Source organism: Streptomyces prunicolor NBRC 13075, assembly GCF_000367365.1.
Lineage (GTDB): Bacteria > Actinomycetota > Actinomycetes > Streptomycetales > Streptomycetaceae > Streptomyces > Streptomyces prunicolor.
This window is the reverse complement of the sequence record NZ_BARF01000120.1, coordinates 18812-39065: the sequence shown is the minus strand read 5'-3', so window position 1 is coordinate 39065 and position 20254 is coordinate 18812. Positions and strand designations below refer to the sequence as shown.

Below are 20254 nucleotides of genomic sequence, written 5' to 3'. Positions count from 1 at the left end.
TGAAGTATGGTGCTCGTAATGCTAACTGTATAACCTACGATAACCAATATGAGAGGGCGTGCTTTCCCCTCTCACCGGCCCCCGGGACGGGCCCGACCAAGGAGGAACTCATGGAACTTGCGGGTGCATCCGCGATTGTCACCGGTGGCGCGGGCGGCTTCGGCGAGGCGACGGTGCGACGTCTCGTGGCCGCGGGCGCCAAGGTGGTCATCGCCGACATGGCGGAGGACCGCGCCAAGCAACTGGCCGACGACCTCGGCGAGAACGCCCGGTTCGTGCACACGGACGTGACCGACGAGGCGTCCGTGCTCGCGGCGATCGACGCCGCCAAGGAACTCGGCCCGCTGCGCGCGGCCGTCGTGGTCCACGGCGGCCCGGCCGCCGGCGCCCGGATCGTCAACCGCGAAGGGCGGCCCTACCCGGTCGACACCTTCCGGCGCACGGTCGAGATCTTCCTCACCGGCACCTTCACGGTGCTGAGCCGGGCGGCGGCGGCCATGGCCGAGAACGAGCCGCTCGACTCCGGCCAGCGCGGCGTCGTGATCACCACCGCCAGCATCGCCGGCTACGAGGGGCAGGTCGGGCAGTCCGACTACTCCGCCGCCAAGGGAGGGGTGATCGGCCTCAACCTCACCGCCGCCCGCGACCTGGCCCCGCTGGGCATCCGCGTGATGAGCATCGCGCCGGGCACCTTCTTCACCCCGGCGTACGGCATGCCCGAGGCGGAGGCCCAGGCCAAGTGGGGCCCCGGGGTGCCGAACCCGAAGCGGATGGGCCACGCGGACGAGTACGCCCGGCTCGCGCTGCACATCGTCGACAACGACTACCTCAACGGCGAGGTCATCCGGATCGACGCGGCCCAGCGGTTCAACATCAAGTGACATCGAGAGCAAGGGCCGGCCGACGAGTTCTTCGTCGGCCGGCCCTTGCTCGTGCGCGCGAACCGTCCGGTGCCCGGAACTCAGCGCCCCTGCCAGACCGGGGCCCGCTTCTCGGCGAAGGCGCGCGGGCCCTCCACCGCGTCGGCCGAGCCGCTCACGCGGGCCAGTTCCTTCGTGGTCAGCTCCCACAGCGGAGCATCCGCGGGCCGCTGGGAACCCTGGTATCCCAGCGCGATCCGCTTGGTGGCCTGGACGGACAGCGGCGCGTTCGCGGCGATCCGCCCGGCCAGTTCGACCGCGGTCTCCAACACGTCCGCGGCCGGCACCACGCGGTTCACCAGATGCAGTTCGAGCGCCCGTTGCGCGCTGATCGGGTCACCGGTCAGCAGCATCTCCAGGCCGACACGCTGGGGTAGCTGGGCCGCGAGCCGGAAGGCGCCGCCGGCCCCGGCCACGAGCCCGCGCTTGACCTCGGGGAGACCGAACGACGCCGTGTCCGCGGCCACCACGAGGTCACTGGCCAGGGCCAGTTCGGTCCCCCCGCCGATCGCCGCGCCGTTCACCGCGGCGATGGTCGGCTTGCCGATGTAGTGACCGACGTATCCGGCCAGCCCCCACAGCTCGCGGCCCTCGGGGATGATCCGCTCTCCGCGCAGGATGGCCTTCAGGTCCGCCCCGGCGCAGAACGCCTTGTCGCCCGCGCCGGTCAGCACGACCGCGCGGACGTTGTCGTCGTGGTCCGCCTCTTCGAGGGCGTCGCCCACGCCGAGGCAGACCGCTTCGTTGACCGCGTTGCGGGCGTCGGGGCGGTTGATGGTGATGACCATCACGTGCCCAAGCCGCTCGACGAGAACGGGGTGCTCGGCGGACGCCTGCCCAGTGGTGCTCGGCTCGCTCACGAATCCTCCTCCTGGTCGCGATCGCCCCGACGGGCCGTGCGGCTGCCCGGGGCGTATAGAAAGTCTTACGGTAACCATAACGGCAATCTCGGTGGTAGCGCTGGTGGTCGTGCTGGTGCCGGTGCGGCTCAACCGAACCGCACGACCGCCTTGCCGGGGGCGAGCCTGGATCCGTCCGCCGCCTCGGTCCACACGTCCACCGTCGCGGTGACGGCGCCGTCGGCCTTCTCGACGCCGGTCACCACACCGCGGGCGGTGACGGTCATGCCCTTTGTGTTGGCCCCGCGGAACTGGCACGAGAGGCTGACGATCCGTCCGCTGTCGCCCATCCACGCCCGCAGCGCGTTGTGCAGGTAGGACCACTGGAGGTTGCCCATCCCGAAAGCGGTCGGGTACCCGGCCGCACGGCCGGCCTCGTCGTCCATGTGGATCGGCACGAACTCGTAGTTGACAGCCGCATAGCGGTTCCAGTTCGCGAAACCGGTCTCTCTGGTGAACGGCCCGATCTCGTCGCCGATCCCGACCTTGTCGCCGGACGTCGCAGTCTGCACGTCGGTTCGTCCCTTCAGTAGCGAATGAGCGTCGACACGGTCCGCTTGACGAGCCGGCCGCTCTGGTTGGTCCAGGTCTCCTCGGCGGTGCTGAAGAGCATCAGGCCCAGCCGTCCCTCGCGCTCGGTGTAGGGCCCGAGGCACCGGCTGCCGGTGATCACGTCGCCGGGGCGCATCCGGTCGCCGTACTCCACCGACATGCCGCCGTTGAGCTGGAACGTCAGTCCGGGCCCGGGTACGCCGGCCTGGATCTCGGTGTTGTCGGGGTCGTTGGGATCGGAGACCGCTTCGGGATTCCGGGTCCAGGTCTCGGCGCACGACCAGGCGAACGGGTTGAACTCCTCGGGCGCGACGATGCCCCGGTGGACGGTTCGGCGGGCGTACTCCTCGCTGACGAAGAGCTGCGGAGCGGGCTCGGGCCAGTACACCGCGAGGGCCCATCGGCGGATGTCGGACGCGCTCACGGGGTGGCTCACCTGCCGGGCGAGCTCGACGCCCACAGCGGCCCGCATGGCCGCCGAGATGCTGCTGTCAGTCATGGTGCTCCCTGCGAACCGGACGGAAGGAACGGCCCGGGGGCCGTGGCGGGTGGCGGGTACTCACGCCAACCGCTCGATGAACTGCCTGAGTTGGCGGATGTTGCGGCACTCGACGACGTCGTCGCAGTGGGGCGCGTACTGGTCCATGACCGAATCGCCGCTGCCCCACGCCGCGCGCGGCTCCGGGTTGAGCCAGTACACCCGACCGGCGCGCTGCCGGAGCTCCGACAGCGACTCCACCGACGGCGAGCGGTAGTTGGTCCGCGCGTCGCCCAGGACGACGACGATGCTCCGGCTGCCGACCTGTGTACCCCACCGGTCCCAGAAGCCCCGGAGGGCGTTGCCGTAGTCCGACCGCCCGTCGAGCCGGACCCCGCTGCCGGACTCGTCGATCCGGCGCGCCGCCTCGACGGCGCCGTCCGAACCGGCGAGCAGATCGGTCACCTCGTCCGTGCCGTCGACGAAGACGAAGCTGCGTACCACCCGGAACTGCGTGCGCAACGCCTGCGCGAGGTGCAGGGTGAACCCGGCGAACGTGGCGACGGATCCGGAGATGTCGGCGAGCAGGACCAGCTCCGGCTTGGCCGGGCGAGGAGGCCGGAACGCCAGCCGCACCGGCACCCCTCCGGCCGAGAGCGAGGCGCGTACCGTACGGCGGAAATCGAGCGGGCCCCGCCGGGCGCGTCGGCGCGTTGCGCTCAGCCTGCCCGCCAACTGGGCGGGCAGCGGTGCCAACGCGGCCCGCAGGGCGGCCAGTTCGGCCGTCGACGCGGTCAGGAAGTCCAGGTCCTCCGGCAGCGCACTCCGCAGGGAACGCGCCACGGCGGCGGCCCCCCGGTCCTCGACGAGGCGTCGGCGCACCTCGGTCTCGATCTCCTGCCGGAGCCGTTCCACGCGCCGGTCCGCCTCCTCGGCCGCCAGCCGGACCCGCAGGCCGGACACCGGGGAGCCGTCGGCCCCGCCACTGAGCCCGGCCAGTCGCTCACGCAGGTCATCCGGCTCGACGGCACGGAACGTGCGCTGCACGGCGAGCGTGCCGGCCACCGGTTGACCGGGCCGGATCCGGGCGTGCCGGTCGACCAGTTCGGCGGTCACGGCGCGCAGGCCCAGATCGTCCCGCTGGTCGAGAACCCGCACGAGCAGGTCGCGCAGCTCTGTGTCACCGGCCCCGGCGAGCCGTGCGGCCAGCCGGCCGCGGACCGGCGTGCCGTCGGCGTCCGGTGCCGGACCTCCGTCCTGACTGGGGCGCGGCCCGGGGGAGAAGAACAGGTCGAAGACCGTGTCGAAGGCGCGCCCGTGCCGGTGGCTCTTGACCAGCGCGGCCGCCAGGGCGGCTCTGAGCTGGTCCGGCTGGAGCGGGTCCGTGTACTCCAGGCTCCGGACCGCGTCGATGCTCTCGCTCGTCGACACCGGCACACCGATCTGCCGCAGTTCGCCGATCAGTTCTTCGACCGCGGCCAGCACCGCTTCGGCTGCCTCCTGAGGCGCTCTCGGGAGTCGGCCGGGCCCGTCCGGGCCCGGCCGCGGCGGCCCCGAGCGCGCTGTCGCGACGGTCATGACGGAACCCGGCCGAGTTCGCGCGTCGCGAGTTCGATGTCGCTCTGGTGCTTGAGCAGGACCGGGAGGGCCGCGACCACGTCGGCCGGGTCCAGTTCCGAGGACTCGAACAGGAGCAGTGTCCTGGCCCAGTCGATCGTCTCGGAGACGGACGGCTTCTTCTTGAGTTGCAGGCCGCGCAGCGAGAGCACCACCTGGGTGAGCTGTGTCGCGAGATGCTCGCTGATGCCCGGCACGGCGGAGCGGACGATCTCCCGTTCCCGCTCGGCGCCCGGATACCCGATGTGCAGGAAGAGGCACCGGCGCTTCAGCGCGTCGGACAGCTCACGGCTGTTGTTGGAGGTGAGCAGCACCAGGGGCCTGCGGCGGGCCGCCACGGTCCCGAGTTCGGGGATGGAGACCTGGAAGTCCGAGAGGACCTCCAGCAGCAGCGCCTCCGTCTCGATGTCCAGCCGGTCGACCTCGTCGATGAGCAGGACGACGTCGTCCTCGGATCGGATCGCTTCGAGCAGGGGGCGGGCCAGCAGGTACTCCTCGCTGAAGATGTCCCGCTCCAGCGCCTGCCACTGCTCCGCGGCGGCGTCGCGCGATGCGTGGATCCGCAGCAGTTGCTTGCGGTAGTCCCACTCGTAGAGGGCCTTCGACTCGTCCAGGCCCTCGTAGCACTGCAACCGGATCAACCGCGCCCCAGTGACCCGGCTGAGCGCCTTCGCGAGCTCGGTCTTGCCGGTGCCCGCGGGACCCTCCGCGAGCAACGGTTTGCCGAGTCGCCCGGCCAGGAAGACCGCGCCGCTGATCCGCGGGTCCGCGATGTATCCGACGGCGGCGAGGCTGTCGGCCACCTCCAGGGGCGTCGTGAAGCGGTGGCCGGCGCCGTCGTACTCGTCTGCTGCGGGCATGCCTGTCTCTCCCCAGGGGCCGCTCGCGGTGGTTCCCGGGAGCCCGTTCCCGTGGCTCCCGAGCGTTCCACCGACGGCTCGGTTGGTTCTACCGTATGTCTTCCAGTAGGGATTCAAGTTAGCCTTACGGTAATTCGTTTGACAAGGCTCTTCGGCCGGTGGTCGACTGGCCCCGGACAAGCGTCGGGCGGTGCGTGGACGCGCACCGCTTCCGAGGCCGTGCCGCCAGGGCAGCCTCCGCCGGAGCCGGCGGCCGCGGCCGGTGGGTTTCACGCGTCCCCGTGGCCCCGACCGCCCGGCACCGTCGGCCGCGAAGGTATGAGCGCCGCGAGGCGCTGTGAAACGACAAGGGAGTCCGCATGGATCTAGTGCTCTCGGCAGACCAGAAACTCTTTCGGGCCACCGTGAAGGGCTTCCTGGAGAAGGAGGCCCCGCTCACGAGGGTGCGGGAACTCGCGGACACGTCCACCGGATTCGACCGCGACTGGTGGAGCCGAGCCGCCGAGCTCGGCTGGACGGCGATGCTCGTCTCCGAGGAGCTCGGGGGCGGCAGCGTCTCGGGGGACGGCCTGCTCGATCTCGCCATCGTCGCCGAGGAGTTCGGCCGCGGCGTCGGCCCCGGCCCGCTGCTGGCGACCAACATCGTGCTGGCCGGTCTGGCCGCGGCCACCGACGGCCCGGACCACTCGCACATCGTCGAAGCGCTCGTCTCCGGCGAGAGCGTCGCCACCTGGGCGGTCTACGAGCCCGGCGGGCAGTGGTCCCCGCTGACGCCCGGCCTGACGGCGAAGCCCGGGAGCGACGGCTTCGTACTCGACGGTGTCAAGGACCGGGTCGAGCTCGCCGAGCAGGCGGACCTGCTCCTGGTAACGGCGACGACCGAGCAGGGGCTCACCCAGTTCCTGGTGCCGGCGGACGCGGCCGGGGTCTCGGTCGAGGCGTCCCGGAGCCTGGACCTGGTCCGGCGCTTCGCGGAGGTCCGCTTCGCCGGTGTGGAGGTTCCCGGGTCCGCCGTCGTCGGCCTCGTGGGCCGCGCGGAGCCGCTCGTCGAGCGCCAGCTCCAGGTCGCGATCGTGCTGCAGAGCGCCGAGACCTGCGGGGCCCTTGAGCGGGTGTTCGAGTTCACCACGCAGTGGGCCTTCGACCGCTACTCCTTCGGACGTCCGCTGGCTTCCTACCAGGCGCTCAAACACCGGTTCGCCGATATGAAGACCTGGATCGAAGCGTGCCACGCGACCACCGGCGCCGCCGCCCGCGCGGTCCAGGACGGCGCCGAGGACGCGGCCGAGCTGGTGAGCGTCGCCAAGTCCTATGTCGGGAGCCGCTCCACGCAGATCCTCCAGGACTGCGTCCAGATGCACGGAGGCATCGGCGTCACCTGGGAGCACGACCTCCACCTGTATCTCCGGCGTGCGACGGTGAACCGGGCCCTCTACGGGACGCCCGAGGACCACCGCCTCCGCATCGCCGACATCATCGCGCCCTCAGAGAGGAAGACGTCATGACCGACAGCACTGTGGAGGCCGTCGAGTCGTTCCGCCTCAGGGCCCGTGCCTGGCTGGCCGAGAACATGCCGCGGGTCGACGTCGACGCCGTCCCGCCGCCGCCCGGGGACGACGACGCCGAGTGGGTCCGTACCCGTGAACTGCAGAAGAAGCTCTACGCGGGCGGGTTCGCGGGCATCTGCTTCCCTTCGGAGTACGGCGGCCTGGGTCTCACCCCGGAGCACCAGCGGGCGTTCACCGAGGAGTCCGAGGGCTACGAGATGCCGCTGCTGCTGAACGTCCCCACGTTCAGCATCTGCGCGCCCACGATCATGGACATGGGCTCGGAGCAGCAGAAGCGCGAGCGTATCTCCGCCGCGATCCGCGGCGACGAGATCCTCGTGCAGTTCCTGTCGGAGCCCAGTGGCGGTTCGGACCTCGCCGGCCTGGTCACCCGCGCGGACCGCGACGGGGACACGTGGGTGCTCAACGGGGCCAAGACGTGGAGCACGTGCGCCTACGCCGCGGACTACGCCCTGTGCCTGGCGCGCACCGACTGGGACGCGCCCAAGCACCGGGGACTGACGATGTTCCTGGTGAAGGTCCACCAGCCCGGGATCACGATGCGCCGTATCACCCAGGTGAGCGGGTCGACCGAGTTCTGCGAGGAGTTCTTCGACGACCTCGTCCTGCCCGCGGACGCGGTGGTCGGCGAGGTCAACGGCGGATGGGCGGTGGCCTCCCGGCAGTTGTTCCACGAGCGGACGGCGGTGGGCGGCGGTTCGCCCTTCACCAGCGGCCGGGGCACCGGGCGGGTCAGCCAGCCCAAGCCGGACCTCGTCCAGATCGCCCGCGCGTCCGGCCGGGCCGCCGACCCCCGGGTGCGCGAGATGCTCGGTGAGGGGCACGCGCTGGAGAGGGTGCAGGAGCAGTTGATCCGTCGCGTCAGCATCGGCCTGGAGACCGGTCAGATGCCGTCCCCGGCAGCCTCGATCATGCGACTGGGCCACGCCGAGACCGACTGGCGCGTCGACGACCTGGCGCTGGAGATCGCCGGGGGCCTGGCCGTCAGCGGCGAGGGTCCCGGCCGGGTGGGCGACAACTTCCTGATGCGCCAGGGCGCCAGCCTCGGCGGGGGCAGCACCGAGATGTCGCGGAACATCATCAGCGAGCGCATCCTCGGGATGCCGCGCGAATACGCGGCCGACCGCGATGTGCCGTTCAGTCAGGTCAAGCGCGGCAGCAGCTGACGCGAGCCGCCGGAACGCAGCGGCGCACCGAGGAGCGTGTTCGCTCTTCTCGGTGCGCCGCTACTGGTTCCGCAGGCGGGCTCTCCTGGCCGGCGAGATCTCGACCGCCAGGGCCCCGGAGCGCGCCGCCCGCTCAGCTTTCGGTCTTCTGCTTCCGGGGAGCGGCACGCTTCCGGGCCGGCTTCGCGGGCTGCTTGAGCCTGCCCCGCAGCCCGTCGATGATGAATTCGAGCCCGGACTCGAAATCCGCGTCCGCCGCGAAGCTGACGCTCCAGTACTCCTGGGTCTGCTCCATGCCGGGGTACGTACGTTGCTCCTCCGGGCTCTGCGAGGCCCAGATGGGATCGGAGCCGTGCCACACGAACCGGTTCTCCTGCTCCCCGGTGCGCTCGAACAGGCGCGTCTTCTGCACGCACCCCTGCGTGTAGACGGACATGGCCATGTAGCCGCGCGCCGCCGTCTCGGGGGCGAAACCGGCGTCGAGCAGGATCGACACCTCGCGGTCGATCCGGTCGAGGAAGAGCGTCCGCGGGCGGACGGTGCTGAGCTGGTTCCGGAAGATGAGGAAGTCGCACAGCACGGGGTTGTCGTGGAAGATGCGCCGCATCTCCCCGAAGTAGGAGCGGCAGTGCTCGTCCCAGGGCAGCCCGGCGTAGTCGGGCAGTTGGCCGAGGAATCTGCCGGACGCCACGACCAGCATGGCGTCCAGGAGTTCTTCCTTGGAACGGTAGTACCAGTAGAGGCTGGTCACGCCGACGCCCAGACGGGACGCGACCTTCGGCATGCTCAGCGCGTCGAGGTTGTCCTCCTCGGCCAGTGCGAAGGCGGCCTCCAGGATGGCCTCGCTGCTGAGCGACCCCCGGGGCCGGCGGCCGGACTTCGTCGGGGCGTTCGCCTTGTTGGCGGCGTGTGGCATGCGGTGGCCCATCCCATACTGATATCGACGTCGGCTTTATAGTATGGCCTTCGTCTGGCGGGCGCTCCCGTTGCGTGCCGGTGTGTACGAGGTCCCGGCTCCGTCTCCGCCGGGCCGGGACGCGGCACTTCTAGCGGACGGCGAAGTCGGCGACCAGGTTCCGCCTCAGCACCTTGCCGGTCGCCGTGACGGGGAGCTCTTCGATGAACCTCACCAGGTCGGGCGTTTTGGATCCGCGCAGCCGGGTCCGGACGTGGGCCCGGATCTCTTCGACGGTGCACCGGTGTTCCGGCTTGACCACGACGAACGCCGCGATGCGCTGGCCCCATTCCTCGTCCGGGACGCCGACGACGGCGCAGTCGAGTACGGCCTCGTGTGTGGTCAGGGCCTCCTCGATCTCTGCGGGAGCGATGTTCTCGCCGCCGCGGATGATGGTGTCGTCGGCCCGGCCCTGGACGAACAGATAGCCGTCCTGGTCGAGGTAGCCGAGGTCGCGGGTGGGAAACCAGCCCCGTTCGTCGAGGCGGCTGCCGCCCTCCACGTACTCGCCGGCCACCTGCGCGCCCCGGACCACGATGTCGCCGACCACCCCAGGGGCACACGGCTCGCCGTGATCATCCTGGACCTCGATCGTGACGTGGGGCAGGGCGCGGCCGACGGACCCCAGTCTCAGCCGTACCTGAGGGTCGTCGCCGTCCAGCGCTTCGCGGTGGTCGTCGGGACCGAGGACGGCGATCGAGGAAGAGGTCTCCGTCAGCCCGTACGCGTTGACGAAGCCCGTCCCGGGGAACAGCCGCAGCGCGTCGGCGATGACCTTCGCGGACACCTTGGCTCCGCCGTACGACAGGGAGCGCAGGGAAGGCGGTGCGGTGGCCGCGGACTCCTGGAGTTCTCGCACGATGCGGCTGAGCATCGTCGGGACGACCATCGCGTGAGTGATCGCCTGGGCGCGGACCACCGCCAGCCACTCGGCGGCGGTGAAGTGGTCCAGATAGACGATTCTGCGCCCGGCGTACAGGTTCGACAGCAGATTCGCGACCGCGGCGATGTGGTAAGGGGGGACGCTGACGATGGTGGCGTCGGTCTCCTCGGCCGAGGCGAACTCCACCGAGCCCAGGATGTACGACGTCAGATGGCGGTGCCGAAGGACCGCGCTCTTGGGCGCCGCCGTGGTTCCGCTCGTCATCAGCAGCACCGCGACGGCTTCCTGGCCACCGCTGACCAGCGTCGCGTTCGGCACGGTGGAGGCGCAGCGGTCCAGGAACCCGTCCAGGTCGAGCACCGTCAGATGGGGAGCGAGGCGCTCCGCCCGCTCCGAGGTGTCGGTGACCACGACAGCGTCTTCCTGGCGTGCCAGGATCTCGCGCAACTGGTCGTCGCTCAGGCGGTAGTTCAGCGGCAGGAAGGGCACGTGCGCCGCCGCGGCGGAGAACAGTGCCACGGGGAAGGCGGGGCCGTTCCCCCCGAGGTAGACGACGGTTCGAGCACCCGTCCCGGCGAGGAGACGGCCGCCCGTCGCCGCGCGGTCGCGCAACTGCGCTCCGGTCAGGCCGTCCTTCCGTTCGCCGACGAGCACACGGTCGCCCATTCCGGTGGCGACCATTTCGAGCAGGGTCAACAGGTCCACGGGGTCCTCCGGTCAGTCGGATGCGGGCAGCGGCTTGGCGGACTTGAGCACGAGCTCCGCTCCGTTGAACGTGAGCGGCCCCGGGCCCGGCTTGACGCAGAGCAGTTCGAGCCCGGACGGCTGGTGCTCGTAGCGCTTGCCCAGCACGACCGCGGGGCCTTCGGTCGACCCGGTGGCGGGCCGGCCCGCGGCGACGCTCGTCATCTCCGCGTCGCCGCAGTACACCGTGCCTTCGAGGCCGGGCGCGCGGACCACCACGACCTCGCACGTCGAGGATGTACTGCGGAGTTGGCTGCCGACGGTCAGTGGCATGAGAAGTCCCCTTCGCCCGATAGGACCGGTGCCGTGACACAGAGGTGGCAACGGCGGATCGTTGTTTCTACGGTAACCTATACCGTAAGGAATACTATAGAGAGGTCGGCGTAACTTTCGACGGCCTGGGACGGCTGTGGCCGCGCCTTTGAGGAGGGCGCGGCCACAGCCGTGCTGCGTTCACGGGATCGGCCGGGGACCGGACCTGTTCCGGCACGGGCCGCCCGCCGCTCAGAGGATCGCCTTGAGCTCCTTCGCCTCGGCGATCTCGGCCCAGGTCACGCCGGCTTCGACCAGCAGCGCCTCGGTGTGTTCGCCGTACTCCGGGGCGCGTGCGGACTGCGGCCGGGTCTCGTCGAACTGCACGGGGTTGGACACCACGTGGTACTCGCGTCCGAGGCCGTCCTTGTTCGGTACGAGGTACTCGTTCGCGATCGCCTGCGGGTCGGCCAGGACCTCCTGCGGGCTGGCGATCACCGACCAGACGCCCTTCTCGTCGGCGAGCACCGTCGTCCAGTGTTCGAGGTCCTGCGCGGCGAACGTCTCCCGGAGCAGGCGCGCCGCCTCGTCGGCGTTCGCGATCAGGTTCTGCGAGGGGGTGAACCGCTCGTCGTCGGCCAGGTCCGCGCGTCCCACCCGGACGCAGAAGTCGTGCCAGAAGCGGTCCGGCTGGAGAAAGACCAACTGGATCCAGCGCCCGTCCTTGGTCCGGTACCGGTTCGTGACCGGATTCAGCGCGCTGCCGGGCGGCGGCACTGGGGTCCGGTCGACGCCGAAGAACTCGGCCGCGAGGATGTCCGGGGCCATGGTCCACATGGCCTGTGCGAGGAGCGAGACATCGACCACGCTCGGCTCGCCGGTGCGCTCGCGGTGGAACAGTGCGCCGGCGATCCCTCCCGCCAGGGACATGCCGCTGGGCAGGTCGCCGAACGCCGCCCCCTGGGAGAACGGGAACTCGGCCCCTGGGGGTGTCAGGGCGTAGGCCACGCCTCCGCGCGCGGTGAAACTGGAGGAGTCGTAGCCGCCCTTGTCGCTTTCGGGGCCGCGCGGGCCCTGGCCGGAACCGCGGGCGATGATGATCTTCGGGTTCATCGCGCGGATGTCCTCGACATCGAGCCGCGCCCGGGCCCGGGGGCCGGGGAGCCAGTTCGTCAGGAACACGTCGGCCGACGCGATCAACTGGGCGAACAGCTCCCGGCCCTTGTCCGACTTCAGGTCCAGGCCGATGCTCCGCTTGCCGCGGTTGGTGATCTCCATCATGTAGTCGGCGTCGACCGCGGCGTTCTCGCGCCGCAGGCCGCCGACCACCAGGCTGCGTGTGGAGTCGCCGCCGCGGGTGTCCTCGATCTTGACGACGTCGGCGCCCCAGTCGGCGAGGACCGCTCCCGCAGCTGGCACGAAGGCCCAGGAAGCGAGTTCGACGACCTTGATGCCATTGAGGATTCCCGTCATTGGAGTCCTTCCCTCTGCGATTGCTCGGTGGCCGGCCACTCGGCCGTTGGACCGGGGAGGCGGCGACCAGCCGCGTCCACGGCCTGGAGAAGGTATTACCATAAGCGTTACCGTAAGGGAATCGCCAGTGTGGCGGAGGTGGTGGGGTGCGGTCCGGACGGGGTGCCGGGCAGGGCTCCCGCATCACATCGAAAGCATTGCGGTAAGAGATACGGTATGTAAAACTTGCGGCCCTGCGCGCCGCGGTTCCGGTGGCCGCGGGTGTGATGTCGGAGGTGGCGATGACGGACAAGCAGGCTCCGGTCCCGGACCGGTACAGCGCGTTCTACTGGGAGAACGCGGCCCGAGGACGCCTGGCGGTCCAGGCGTGCGAGGAATGCGGCCAGGTGCAGTTCCCGCCCAACGCGGTCTGCGAGAGCTGCCAGTCGCAGTCCCTGACGGCGAGACCGGTCAGCGGCCGCGCCACCCTCTACGCGATGACCGTGATCCGCCAGGCCTTCCACCCCGCCTGGAAGGACTCCCTGCCCTACGTCATCGCCCAGGTCCAGCTCGACGACGCACCCGGCATCCGCATCCAGACCAACATCGTCCAGGCCGACCCCGCCGACCTCAAGGCCGGCGACCCCCTCGAAGTCGTCTACGAACAACGCGGGGACGTCACAGTGCCCCAGTTCCGCCCCACCCAGAAGAACGGAACCTGAACCGTGGCCTTCGCAACCCGTGCCACCGCCGTCGTCGGGGTCGGCTACTCCACCATCCACCGCGAGACGGGGGTCGACTCCCGGCCGCTCGCGGTGACAGCCGCCAAGCAGGCGATCGGGGACGCCGGGCTGACGACCGCCGACATCGACGGGATCTTCGAGTACCCGGGACAGGGCACCCAGATCGCCGTCGAGATGCAGCGGATGCTGGGTATCCGCGACCTCGCGGTGTTCGGCGACAACTCGCCCTCGGGACCCTCGGGCCTCGCGGCGGCGCAGAACGCGGTGATGGCCGTGGCGTCCGGTGCCTGCGAGACCGCCCTGGTGTTCAGGTCGGTGACCCGGGAGTGGGGCCAGCAGAGCGGCAAGTCGGAGTTTCCGCCGGCCGACGGCCCGGACCAGTTCCTGGCACCGTACGGCGACTACGGCGCGGTCATCCCGTCCATGGGCATGCGCAAGTACCGGCGCTTCGTCGACTTCGGCGGCAGCGAGGAGGACTACGGCCACATCGCTGTCAACGCCCGCCGCTGGTCCGCCCTCAACGACCGGGCCGTCCTGCGGACCCCGATCACCATGGACGACTACCTGTCCTCGCGCTACATCGCGGAGCCGCTGCGCCTGTTCGACTGCGACTACCCGGTGACCGGTGCCTGCGCCACGGTGATCACGTCGACCGAGCGAGCCGCGGACCTGCGCAGGAAGCCGGTCGTCGTCGACGCGATGGCCCAGGGAACCGGATCCCGCCCGAGCTGGAGCTTCGCCGACGACCTCGTCTTCGGCGGCACCATCGACTGCGGCAACCGGCTGTGGGAACGCTCGTCGGTGACACCCCAGGACGTCAAGGTGGCCGAGCTCTACGACGGCTTCACCCACATCACCATCTCCTGGGTGGAGGCCCTGGGCCTCTGCGGCATCGGCGAGTTCGGGGACTGGGTGGACGGCGGCCGGACCATCGGTCCGGGCGGCCGACTGCCGCTCAACACCAACGGCGGCCAGTTGGCCGAGGGCCGGCTGCACGGACTCAGCTTCCTCAACGAAGCGGTCCTCCAACTGCGTGAGGAATGCGGCGACCGCCAGGTCGCCGGTGCCGACGTGGCGGTCGTCGCCAACGCGCACGGACCGCAGTGCGGGGCCATGGTTCTCACCTCCTGACGGTGACCGACGAAGAAGGAGGCCGAGTCATGCCGTTCGGTTCGGAAACGGGCAGGCGGACGCAGGGCTCCGCGGGCGCGCCCGACGGCCGTTCCGCGCCGGGGAGTCCGGTGCCGATCAGTCGCGGCTCGATCCGTCGCACCACCACCGTCGACGCGCGCCCCGACGGCACCTGGCGCGCGGGGACACTGGTCGACGCACGGGGCAGGGACCTCATCGCCGACGGCGGGGGACACATCCGCGAACACGCCACCCACCGGTTCCGTGCCCGGGTGGACAAGGACGGGACGTTGCGGGACGCCGACGACGCCACCGGCGGCGGCCGACTGCCGGCCGAGCTGGTCGGGATCGACTCCCGTCGCGGGTTCCGCCGCGCGCTCACCGCGCACTTCGGCCCGGTCGGCGGCGCCGGCCTCCAGGCCGCCCTGCTCGACGACCTGCCGGGTATGCGGATCATCTCCGGCTACGCCCAGCTGCAGCAACGAGCACCCGCGCGGCCCGCCGACCGGCGGCCCTCCCCGGTCATCGGGGTGTGCGCGGGCTGGGCCGCCGACGGCACCGCGGCCACCTCCGGCGAGGCGCTTCCCGGCATGCTCACGTCGCGTCCGCCCGCCCCCGACCTCGGCGGCGGGGACGAACGGGTCTGGCACGCCGACCCCCCTCCGCCCCGGGCGGGGATGCGGCGGCGGCGCCTCATCGAGGTGACCCCCGACACCGTCACCGGTGTGTACGGATACTTCCGCGACACGTACTGCCGCCCGGACGGCATCGAGGTCGTCGTCCACGAGTACGAGATCACGGCGACCGTCGCGGCCGGGGTCGGCGACCTCCCGGTGGTGCGGGAACTGACGGCACGTCCCGGCGCGCTGCCGTTCCCGGAATGCCCGGCAGCCGCCGCAACGGCCGTGAGCCTGCACGGAGTTCCGCTCGCCGAGATCGAGCCGGAGGTCCGCCGGCGGCTCGTCGGCCCGCACGGCTGCACCCATCTCAACGACCTGCTGAGGACACTCCGCCTGGTCGAGCCGATGACCGCCCTCTTCCGTGCCACGCGCGGGGAACCGAACCAGTGACCGAAGGAGCCGCGCCGTGACCGCGACAGACGAACTGCGCCACTACCTCGACGCCCACCTGCCCGCCTTCCGCGGACAGTGGGGCGAGCAACCGGAGTTCGAGGGGAAGCTGGCCTGGCAGCGCATACTGCAGAAGGGCCGCTGGGTGGCACCCCAGTGGGCCGAGGAGTTCGGCGGCCGGGGCCTGGACGTCGTGGAGGCCCTGGCCTGCAGCGAAGTCCTGGCGGAGTACGGGGCCCCCGGCACCGCCGGCATCTACGGAGTGGCCAACGTCGGCCCCACCATCGCCCAGTGGGGAACCGAGGAGCAGCGCCGCCACCTGCCCGCCATCCTCGACGGCAGCGAGATCTGGTGCCAGGGGTTCAGCGAACCCGGCACCGGATCCGACCTGGCCGGCCTCCGGACCAGGGCTGTCCTCGACGGCGACGAGTTCGTCATCGACGGCCAGAAGATCTGGACCTCGGACGGTGTGCGCGCCTCGCACATGCAGCTTCTGGTGCGCACCGACCCGGACGCGCCGAAGCACAAGGGCATCTCCGCGCTGCTGATCCCGCTCGACACCCCTGGCGTCGAGCGCAATCCGATCCGGCAGATCACCGGGGAGTCCGAGTTCGCGGAGGTGTACTTCACCGGGGCGCGAGTCCCCGTCAGCAGCCTGCTCGGGCCGCTCAACCAGGGCTGGGGCGTCACCATGACCACGCTCGGCCACGAGCGCAGCGGCGTCGTGACGTACGCCTCCCAGGTCCAGCGGCAGGTGGAGGCCGTAGTGGACTCGCTGCGCTTCGACCGGACCGGACGGGAGCTCTCCCCGCTGCTGCGCGACGAACTGGTGCGGCGCTGGGTGGAGGGCCGGGTCGTGGGCGTCCTGGGGCAGCGGTCCCTGGCGTCGATCCGGGCCACCGGCCAGCCGGGACCGGAGCAGTCGATCATCAAGCTGGAGTGGAGTCAGTTCGGACAGCGGCTCGCGCAGACCCAGCTCGCCCTGGGTGGTCTCGGCGCCGTCGCCGGCCCGGACGACGCACTGATGACGGACTATCTGCGCGCCCGCGCCTCCACGATCGCCGGGGGCACCACCGAGGTGATGAAGAACATCCTCGCCCAGCGCGTCCTCGGTCTGCCGTCCTGACCGCGCCCGGCCTCGCCGACCGACCCACACCTTACGGAGAACCGATGGATCATGAACTCGCCCCCGAAGTGAGCGAGCTGCGCCGCACCGTGCGGGCGTTCCTCGAACGCAAGGCGCCCGAGAGTGCCGTACGCCGGGTCGTCGACGAGGGTCTCGGCCGCGATGCGGAGGTCTGGGACCAGCTCGCGCAACAACTCGGCCTGCACGGCCTCCTCGTCCCCGAGGCGCTCGGCGGCCAGGGCACCTCGTTCGTCGAAATGGGCGTCGTGCTGGAGGAGATGGGCCGGAGCCTGCTGCCCGGCCCCTTCTTCTCCAACGCCGTCCTCGCCGTCGGCGCGCTGACGGCGTCCGGTGCCGACGAGCTCGCCGCCGAGCTGCTTGTGGCCGTCGCCGAAGGCAGGACGATCGCGACCGTCGCGTTCTCCGAAGGGCTGACCGGGCGGCCCGGCGAGTCGACGGCCGCCGCCCGGCTCGCCGAAGGGAGATGGCGGCTGAACGGTCAGGTCGAGGCGGTGCTCGACGGCCGGACCGCCGACGTCCTCCTCGTCGTCGCCCCGGCCGGTGCCGAGCTCGGGCTGTTCGCCGTGCCGGCGGACAGCTCCGGGCTGGAGCGCACGCCGTTGGCCGGGCTCGACCTGACGCGCGAGTTCGCCAGGGTCTGCCTCACGGACGTCGAGGCGCGCCGGATCGGGGGCGACTTCACCTCGGGGCAGCGCCATGTGCTGGCGCTCGGGACGGTCGGCATCGCCGCCGAACTCGCCGGAGCGACGCAGAAGATCCTGGAGATGGCCGTCGACTACGCCAAGCTCCGTGAGCAGTTCGGGAAGCCGATCGGGTCGTTCCAGGCCGTCAAGCACCTGTGCGCCGACATCTTCGTCACCGCCGAGTCCGCCCTCGCGGTCGCCCGGTACGCGGCCCGCGTGGCCGCGGAGGACTCGGAGGGGCTGGTGGAGGCGGCCGCGCTGGCCAAGGCGTACTCCAGCGAGGCGTGCACTCTGGCGGCGGAGCGGAACATCCAGGTCCACGGCGGCATCGGGTTCACCTGGGAACATCCGGCCCACCTGTACCTGCGCCGGATCAAGTCGGGAGAGCTGCTGTTCGGCGACTCGGCCCACCACCGGGAGGAACTCGCCGGGCTGCTCGGCCTCACCGCGGGATCCGCGGTCGGCCCCGTCGCACGGCCCGCGGTCCGGGCCGCGTCGGCCGAGCCCGTGCGGGTGTGACCATGGACGCCCAGGAAGTGGCGCTCGTCGCGGTCCGGCTGGTGCTGGGCGTCATCATGATCGCCCATGGGTACAACCACTGGCGTGGTGGCGGCCGTATCGCCGGTACCGCGCGCTGGTTCGAAGGCCTGGGACTGCGGCACGGAACGCTCCAGGCGTGGGCCAGCGTCGTCACCGAGATCGGAGCAGGCGCAGCCATCGCGGCGGGATTCCTCACCCCGTTCGCCTGCGCCGCCGTCATCAGCGTGATGGCGATCGCCGGCCTCCTCGCGCACCGGGCGAACGGCTTCTTCGTGTTCAAGGAGGGGTACGAATACGTCCTGCTGATCGCGGTGGTGGCAGTCGCGCTGGCGGCACTGGGACCGGGCACCGCGTCGGTGGACCACCTGGCCGGCACGGAACTGACCGGTTGGGGCGGCGGCGGCGTCGCCGTGCTGCTGGGAGCCTTCGGCACCGCGACGCTGCTCGCGCTGACCTGGAGGCCCGGCCGGGGCGGCGACATACGCTGACTCACCACCACGGCGCCGCCCCTCAGGGGCGGCGCCGACGTGTGTCCCGCTGTCCCGGCCGACCGGCGCGGGAAGCCGGTCAGAACGAGATGCCGACCAGCTTGGTGTCGAGGTACTCGTCGAGTCCCTGCGGACCGCCCTCGCGGCCCAGGCCGCTCTCCTTGATCCCGCCGAACGGCGCCGCGGCACCTGTCGGGTTGATGTCGTTGATGCCCACGATCCCGAACCGCAGCGCCTCCGAGACCCGCAGGGCGCGCGACAGGTCGTTGGTGTACACGTAGGCGGCGAGGCCGTACGCGGTGTCGTTCGCCATCGCGACCACCTCGTCCTCGTCGTCGAACGGGATCACCGGGGCGATCGGGCCGAACGTTTCCTCGTAGTAGACATCCATGTCGGGCGAGACCCCGGTGAGCACGGTGGGGGCGAAGAACTGCCCGCCGGCCAAGCCCTCGTCGAGCAGGCGCTCGCCGCCGGCGAGAACCTTGGCGCCCTTGTCCAGTGCGTCGGAGACCTGGCGCTGCATCTTCGCCATCGCGGCGGCGTCGATCAGCGGTCCGACGGTGACGCCGTCGGCCAGCCCGCTGCCCGCTCGCATCGTCCGCACCCGCTCCACCAGTACGTCGAGGAAGGCGTCGAGCAGTGGACGGTGGACGAAGACGCGGTTCGGGCAGATGCATGCCTGCCCGGTGTTGAGGAACTTGACCAGGCTCAGCCCCTTCGCGGCCCGTGCGGGATCCGCGTCGCCGAACACGATGAACGGCGCGTGGCCGCCCAGTTCCAGCGAGACCCGCTTCACCGTTCGAGCTGCCTTGGCGTTGAGCATCTTGCCGACGTCGGTGGACCCGGTGAACGTCAGCTTGCGCACTTCCGGGGCTGCCAGCAGGGTGTCGGCCACGGGACCCGGGTCGCTCGTGGTGACCAGATTGACCACACCCGCCGGAACGCCGGCCTCGTGCAGCAGGCCGACGACCGCGGCGGCGCACAGCGGGGTCTGCTCGGCGGGCTTGAGTACGACCGTGCAGCCTGCGGCCAACGCCGGCGCGACCTTGCGGGTGATCATCGACATCGGGTAGTTCCACGGTGTGATCGCGGCGACCACGCCGACCGGCTGGCGCATCGTCAGGAACCGGTGACCGGCGCGGGACGAGGGGATCGTGGTGCCGTAGACCCGCTTCGCCTCCTCCGCGTACCAGCTCAGGAAATCCGCGGCGTAGCGCACCTCGTTGCGGGCCGCCCGGATCGGCTTGCCCTGTTCCCGGGTCATCAGCCGGGCCAGCCGCTCGGAGTCGTCGGTCATCGCGCGGTGCGCGCGCTCCAGGACGGCTGCCCGCTCGTAGGCGGTCGCCGTCGACCAGGACGGGAACGCACGGCTCGCCGCCTCGATCGCCCGGCGGGTCTCGGCGGCACCGGCGTCGGCGGCGTGCCCGAGCGTGGTGCCGTCGGCGGGGTTCGTCACCGCGAACTCCTCGCCCGAGTCGGCGGCACTCCATGTGCCGTCGAGATAGAGAGTGCCGGCTGAGGGCACGGCGTCGTCGGGCATCTGGAGGACCTCCGCGAGGAATGACGTGTCCGGCCGGATCAGCCGGACAGAATGATTCGATACTTCTATGTCTGCCGGGCCGTGCGGTCCGGCACGAGTGGGAGCGGCGGCCACCGGCGCTAGGATGAGCCGCGGAAACGACGGAAGGGAAGGTCGGCACCCATGGCCAGGATCGCCGGAACCAGCCGGTTGCGGCAGGCCGCTGCGTCGCCGGAACTCCGCCCCGCGGACGTCTTCAAGGCCCTGGGAGATCCGGTGCGTTGGAGCATCGTCTCGCAGGCGGCCGAGGTCGACGAACTCGCCGCGAGCACCCTGGAGGACACCCTGGAGGTGTCCAAGCCCACGATCTCCTACCACACGAAGATCCTGGTGCAGGCGGGTCTGCTCGCCGTCCGCAAGGAGGGCCGGAACTTCTACTACACCCTGCGGGACGACGTGCTGCACGCCCTCATCGACGACATGCGGGCGCTGACTTCCGGACCCGGCGACGGCGCCGGACAGGTTCCCGGTGCGGCCGAGTCCGCCGGCCACGAGTCCGACGGAGCGCTCCCGACCTGGTAGCGCGG

General features: G+C 71.0%; 20 protein-coding genes. 10 read left to right on the top strand and 10 right to left on the bottom strand.

The window, feature by feature from the left end; all coding sequences use genetic code 11:
- Positions 1 to 110 precede the first annotated feature (110 nt).
- Entirely contained in the window at positions 111 to 881 is a 771-nt protein-coding gene (locus SPR02S_RS47345) for an SDR family NAD(P)-dependent oxidoreductase (protein WP_019064077.1), read from the top strand.
- An 80-nt stretch (positions 882 to 961) separates the two neighbouring features.
- Here SPR02S_RS47345 and SPR02S_RS47340 read toward each other — a convergent pair whose 3' ends face one another.
- The 5 genes from SPR02S_RS47340 to SPR02S_RS47320 all read right to left on the bottom strand — a co-directional run bounded on the left by SPR02S_RS47340 (position 962) and on the right by SPR02S_RS47320 (position 5326).
- Complete coding sequence (locus SPR02S_RS47340) at positions 962 to 1780, bottom strand: crotonase/enoyl-CoA hydratase family protein (RefSeq protein ID WP_019064076.1); 819 nt, start codon at positions 1778 to 1780, stop codon at positions 962 to 964.
- A gap of 128 nt (positions 1781 to 1908) precedes the next feature.
- A complete protein-coding gene (locus SPR02S_RS47335; protein WP_019064075.1) occupies positions 1909 to 2331 on the bottom strand; it encodes a MaoC/PaaZ C-terminal domain-containing protein in 423 nt (140 codons plus the stop codon).
- Between the two features lie 14 nt (positions 2332 to 2345).
- A complete protein-coding gene (locus SPR02S_RS47330) occupies positions 2346 to 2870 on the bottom strand; it encodes an FAS1-like dehydratase domain-containing protein (protein WP_019064074.1) in 525 nt (174 codons plus the stop codon).
- Positions 2871 to 2930: 60 nt separating this feature from the next.
- Positions 2931 to 4427 carry a VWA domain-containing protein gene (locus SPR02S_RS47325; protein ID WP_086021721.1) on the bottom strand — a complete coding sequence of 499 codons (1497 nt, stop codon included), beginning with the start codon at positions 4425 to 4427 and terminating at the stop codon, positions 2931 to 2933.
- On the bottom strand, positions 4424 to 5326 hold the full coding sequence (locus tag SPR02S_RS47320; protein WP_019064072.1) for an AAA family ATPase: 903 nt from the start codon (positions 5324 to 5326) through the stop codon (positions 4424 to 4426). Before SPR02S_RS47320 ends, SPR02S_RS47325 begins: the two co-directional genes overlap by 4 nt.
- 359 nt (positions 5327 to 5685) lie before the next feature.
- On the opposite strand from SPR02S_RS47320, the gene SPR02S_RS47315 reads away from it, so the two are divergent.
- Together SPR02S_RS47315 and SPR02S_RS47310 are read left to right on the top strand one after the other, a co-directional pair.
- Positions 5686 to 6831: an acyl-CoA dehydrogenase family protein gene (locus SPR02S_RS47315; RefSeq protein WP_019064071.1), complete on the top strand. Its 1146-nt coding sequence runs from the start codon at positions 5686 to 5688 to the stop codon at positions 6829 to 6831.
- Entirely contained in the window at positions 6828 to 8060 is a 1233-nt protein-coding gene (locus tag SPR02S_RS47310; RefSeq protein ID WP_019064070.1) for an acyl-CoA dehydrogenase family protein, read from the top strand. Before SPR02S_RS47315 ends, SPR02S_RS47310 begins: the two co-directional genes overlap by 4 nt.
- A gap of 133 nt (positions 8061 to 8193) precedes the next feature.
- On the opposite strand, the gene SPR02S_RS47305 is transcribed toward SPR02S_RS47310, so the two are convergent.
- The 4 genes from SPR02S_RS47305 to SPR02S_RS47290 all read right to left on the bottom strand — a co-directional run bounded on the left by SPR02S_RS47305 (position 8194) and on the right by SPR02S_RS47290 (position 12367).
- Positions 8194 to 8976 carry a TetR/AcrR family transcriptional regulator gene (locus SPR02S_RS47305; protein WP_158697994.1) on the bottom strand — a complete coding sequence of 261 codons (783 nt, stop codon included), beginning with the start codon at positions 8974 to 8976 and terminating at the stop codon, positions 8194 to 8196.
- Between the two features lie 130 nt (positions 8977 to 9106).
- A complete protein-coding gene (locus SPR02S_RS47300) occupies positions 9107 to 10603 on the bottom strand; it encodes a class I adenylate-forming enzyme family protein (protein ID WP_019064068.1) in 1497 nt (498 codons plus the stop codon).
- Between the two features lie 12 nt (positions 10604 to 10615).
- The gene (locus SPR02S_RS47295) at positions 10616 to 10915 is read right to left on the bottom strand and encodes a hypothetical protein (RefSeq protein WP_019064067.1); all 300 of its coding nucleotides are present in this window, start codon (positions 10913 to 10915) and stop codon (positions 10616 to 10618) included.
- Positions 10916 to 11146: 231 nt separating this feature from the next.
- On the bottom strand, positions 11147 to 12367 hold the full coding sequence (locus SPR02S_RS47290; protein WP_019064066.1) for a CaiB/BaiF CoA transferase family protein: 1221 nt from the start codon (positions 12365 to 12367) through the stop codon (positions 11147 to 11149).
- Positions 12368 to 12648: 281 nt separating this feature from the next.
- Between SPR02S_RS47290 and SPR02S_RS47285 the strand changes: the two genes are divergently transcribed.
- Genes SPR02S_RS47285 through SPR02S_RS47260 form a run of 6 tightly spaced genes read left to right on the top strand, consistent with a single transcriptional unit; the run spans position 12649 to position 18148 of the window.
- On the top strand, positions 12649 to 13068 hold the full coding sequence (locus SPR02S_RS47285) for a Zn-ribbon domain-containing OB-fold protein (protein WP_043258999.1): 420 nt from the start codon (positions 12649 to 12651) through the stop codon (positions 13066 to 13068).
- Between the two features lie 3 nt (positions 13069 to 13071).
- Positions 13072 to 14220 (top strand): thiolase family protein, encoded by a 1149-nt coding sequence (locus SPR02S_RS47280; RefSeq protein WP_019064064.1) that lies wholly within the window; start codon positions 13072 to 13074, stop codon positions 14218 to 14220.
- A 29-nt stretch (positions 14221 to 14249) separates the two neighbouring features.
- Complete coding sequence (locus SPR02S_RS47275; protein ID WP_019064063.1) at positions 14250 to 15290, top strand: DUF2889 domain-containing protein; 1041 nt, start codon at positions 14250 to 14252, stop codon at positions 15288 to 15290.
- A gap of 16 nt (positions 15291 to 15306) precedes the next feature.
- Complete coding sequence (locus SPR02S_RS47270) at positions 15307 to 16416, top strand: acyl-CoA dehydrogenase family protein (RefSeq protein WP_019064062.1); 1110 nt, start codon at positions 15307 to 15309, stop codon at positions 16414 to 16416.
- Between the two features lie 44 nt (positions 16417 to 16460).
- Positions 16461 to 17639, top strand: coding sequence for an acyl-CoA dehydrogenase family protein (locus tag SPR02S_RS58015; RefSeq protein WP_019064061.1), 1179 nt, complete (start codon positions 16461 to 16463; stop codon positions 17637 to 17639).
- A 2-nt stretch (positions 17640 to 17641) separates the two neighbouring features.
- On the top strand, positions 17642 to 18148 hold the full coding sequence (locus SPR02S_RS47260) for a DoxX family protein (protein WP_043258992.1): 507 nt from the start codon (positions 17642 to 17644) through the stop codon (positions 18146 to 18148).
- A 79-nt stretch (positions 18149 to 18227) separates the two neighbouring features.
- Here the strand turns inward: SPR02S_RS47260 and SPR02S_RS47255 are convergent, their stop codons facing one another.
- Entirely contained in the window at positions 18228 to 19688 is a 1461-nt protein-coding gene (locus tag SPR02S_RS47255; protein ID WP_019064059.1) for an NAD-dependent succinate-semialdehyde dehydrogenase, read from the bottom strand.
- Positions 19689 to 19850: 162 nt separating this feature from the next.
- Here SPR02S_RS47255 and SPR02S_RS58010 point away from each other — a divergent pair, with 162 nt between their 5' ends.
- Positions 19851 to 20249: an ArsR/SmtB family transcription factor gene (locus SPR02S_RS58010; RefSeq protein WP_019064058.1), complete on the top strand. Its 399-nt coding sequence runs from the start codon at positions 19851 to 19853 to the stop codon at positions 20247 to 20249.
- Positions 20250 to 20254 lie beyond the last annotated feature (5 nt).

Excerpts from the sequence above, each read along its gene's own strand:
- SPR02S_RS47345 (WP_019064077.1), top strand. The coding sequence starts at position 111 with ATGGAACTTGCGGGTGCATCCGCGATTGTCACCGGTGGCGCGGGCGGC.
- SPR02S_RS47330 (WP_019064074.1), bottom strand. The coding sequence starts at position 2,870 with ATGACTGACAGCAGCATCTCGGCGGCCATGCGGGCCGCTGTGGGCGTC.
- SPR02S_RS47325 (WP_086021721.1), bottom strand. The coding sequence starts at position 4,427 with ATGACCGTCGCGACAGCGCGCTCGGGGCCGCCGCGGCCGGGCCCGGAC.
- SPR02S_RS47320 (WP_019064072.1), bottom strand. The coding sequence starts at position 5,326 with ATGCCCGCAGCAGACGAGTACGACGGCGCCGGCCACCGCTTCACGACG.
- SPR02S_RS47315 (WP_019064071.1), top strand. The coding sequence starts at position 5,686 with ATGGATCTAGTGCTCTCGGCAGACCAGAAACTCTTTCGGGCCACCGTG.
- SPR02S_RS47310 (WP_019064070.1), top strand. The coding sequence starts at position 6,828 with ATGACCGACAGCACTGTGGAGGCCGTCGAGTCGTTCCGCCTCAGGGCC.
- SPR02S_RS47305 (WP_158697994.1), bottom strand. The coding sequence starts at position 8,976 with ATGCCACACGCCGCCAACAAGGCGAACGCCCCGACGAAGTCCGGCCGC.
- SPR02S_RS47295 (WP_019064067.1), bottom strand. The coding sequence starts at position 10,915 with ATGCCACTGACCGTCGGCAGCCAACTCCGCAGTACATCCTCGACGTGC.
- SPR02S_RS47290 (WP_019064066.1), bottom strand. The coding sequence starts at position 12,367 with ATGACGGGAATCCTCAATGGCATCAAGGTCGTCGAACTCGCTTCCTGG.
- SPR02S_RS47285 (WP_043258999.1), top strand. The coding sequence starts at position 12,649 with ATGACGGACAAGCAGGCTCCGGTCCCGGACCGGTACAGCGCGTTCTAC.
- SPR02S_RS47275 (WP_019064063.1), top strand. The coding sequence starts at position 14,250 with ATGCCGTTCGGTTCGGAAACGGGCAGGCGGACGCAGGGCTCCGCGGGC.
- SPR02S_RS58015 (WP_019064061.1), top strand. The coding sequence starts at position 16,461 with ATGGATCATGAACTCGCCCCCGAAGTGAGCGAGCTGCGCCGCACCGTG.
- SPR02S_RS47260 (WP_043258992.1), top strand. The coding sequence starts at position 17,642 with ATGGACGCCCAGGAAGTGGCGCTCGTCGCGGTCCGGCTGGTGCTGGGC.
- SPR02S_RS47255 (WP_019064059.1), bottom strand. The coding sequence starts at position 19,688 with ATGCCCGACGACGCCGTGCCCTCAGCCGGCACTCTCTATCTCGACGGC.
- SPR02S_RS58010 (WP_019064058.1), top strand. The coding sequence starts at position 19,851 with ATGGCCAGGATCGCCGGAACCAGCCGGTTGCGGCAGGCCGCTGCGTCG.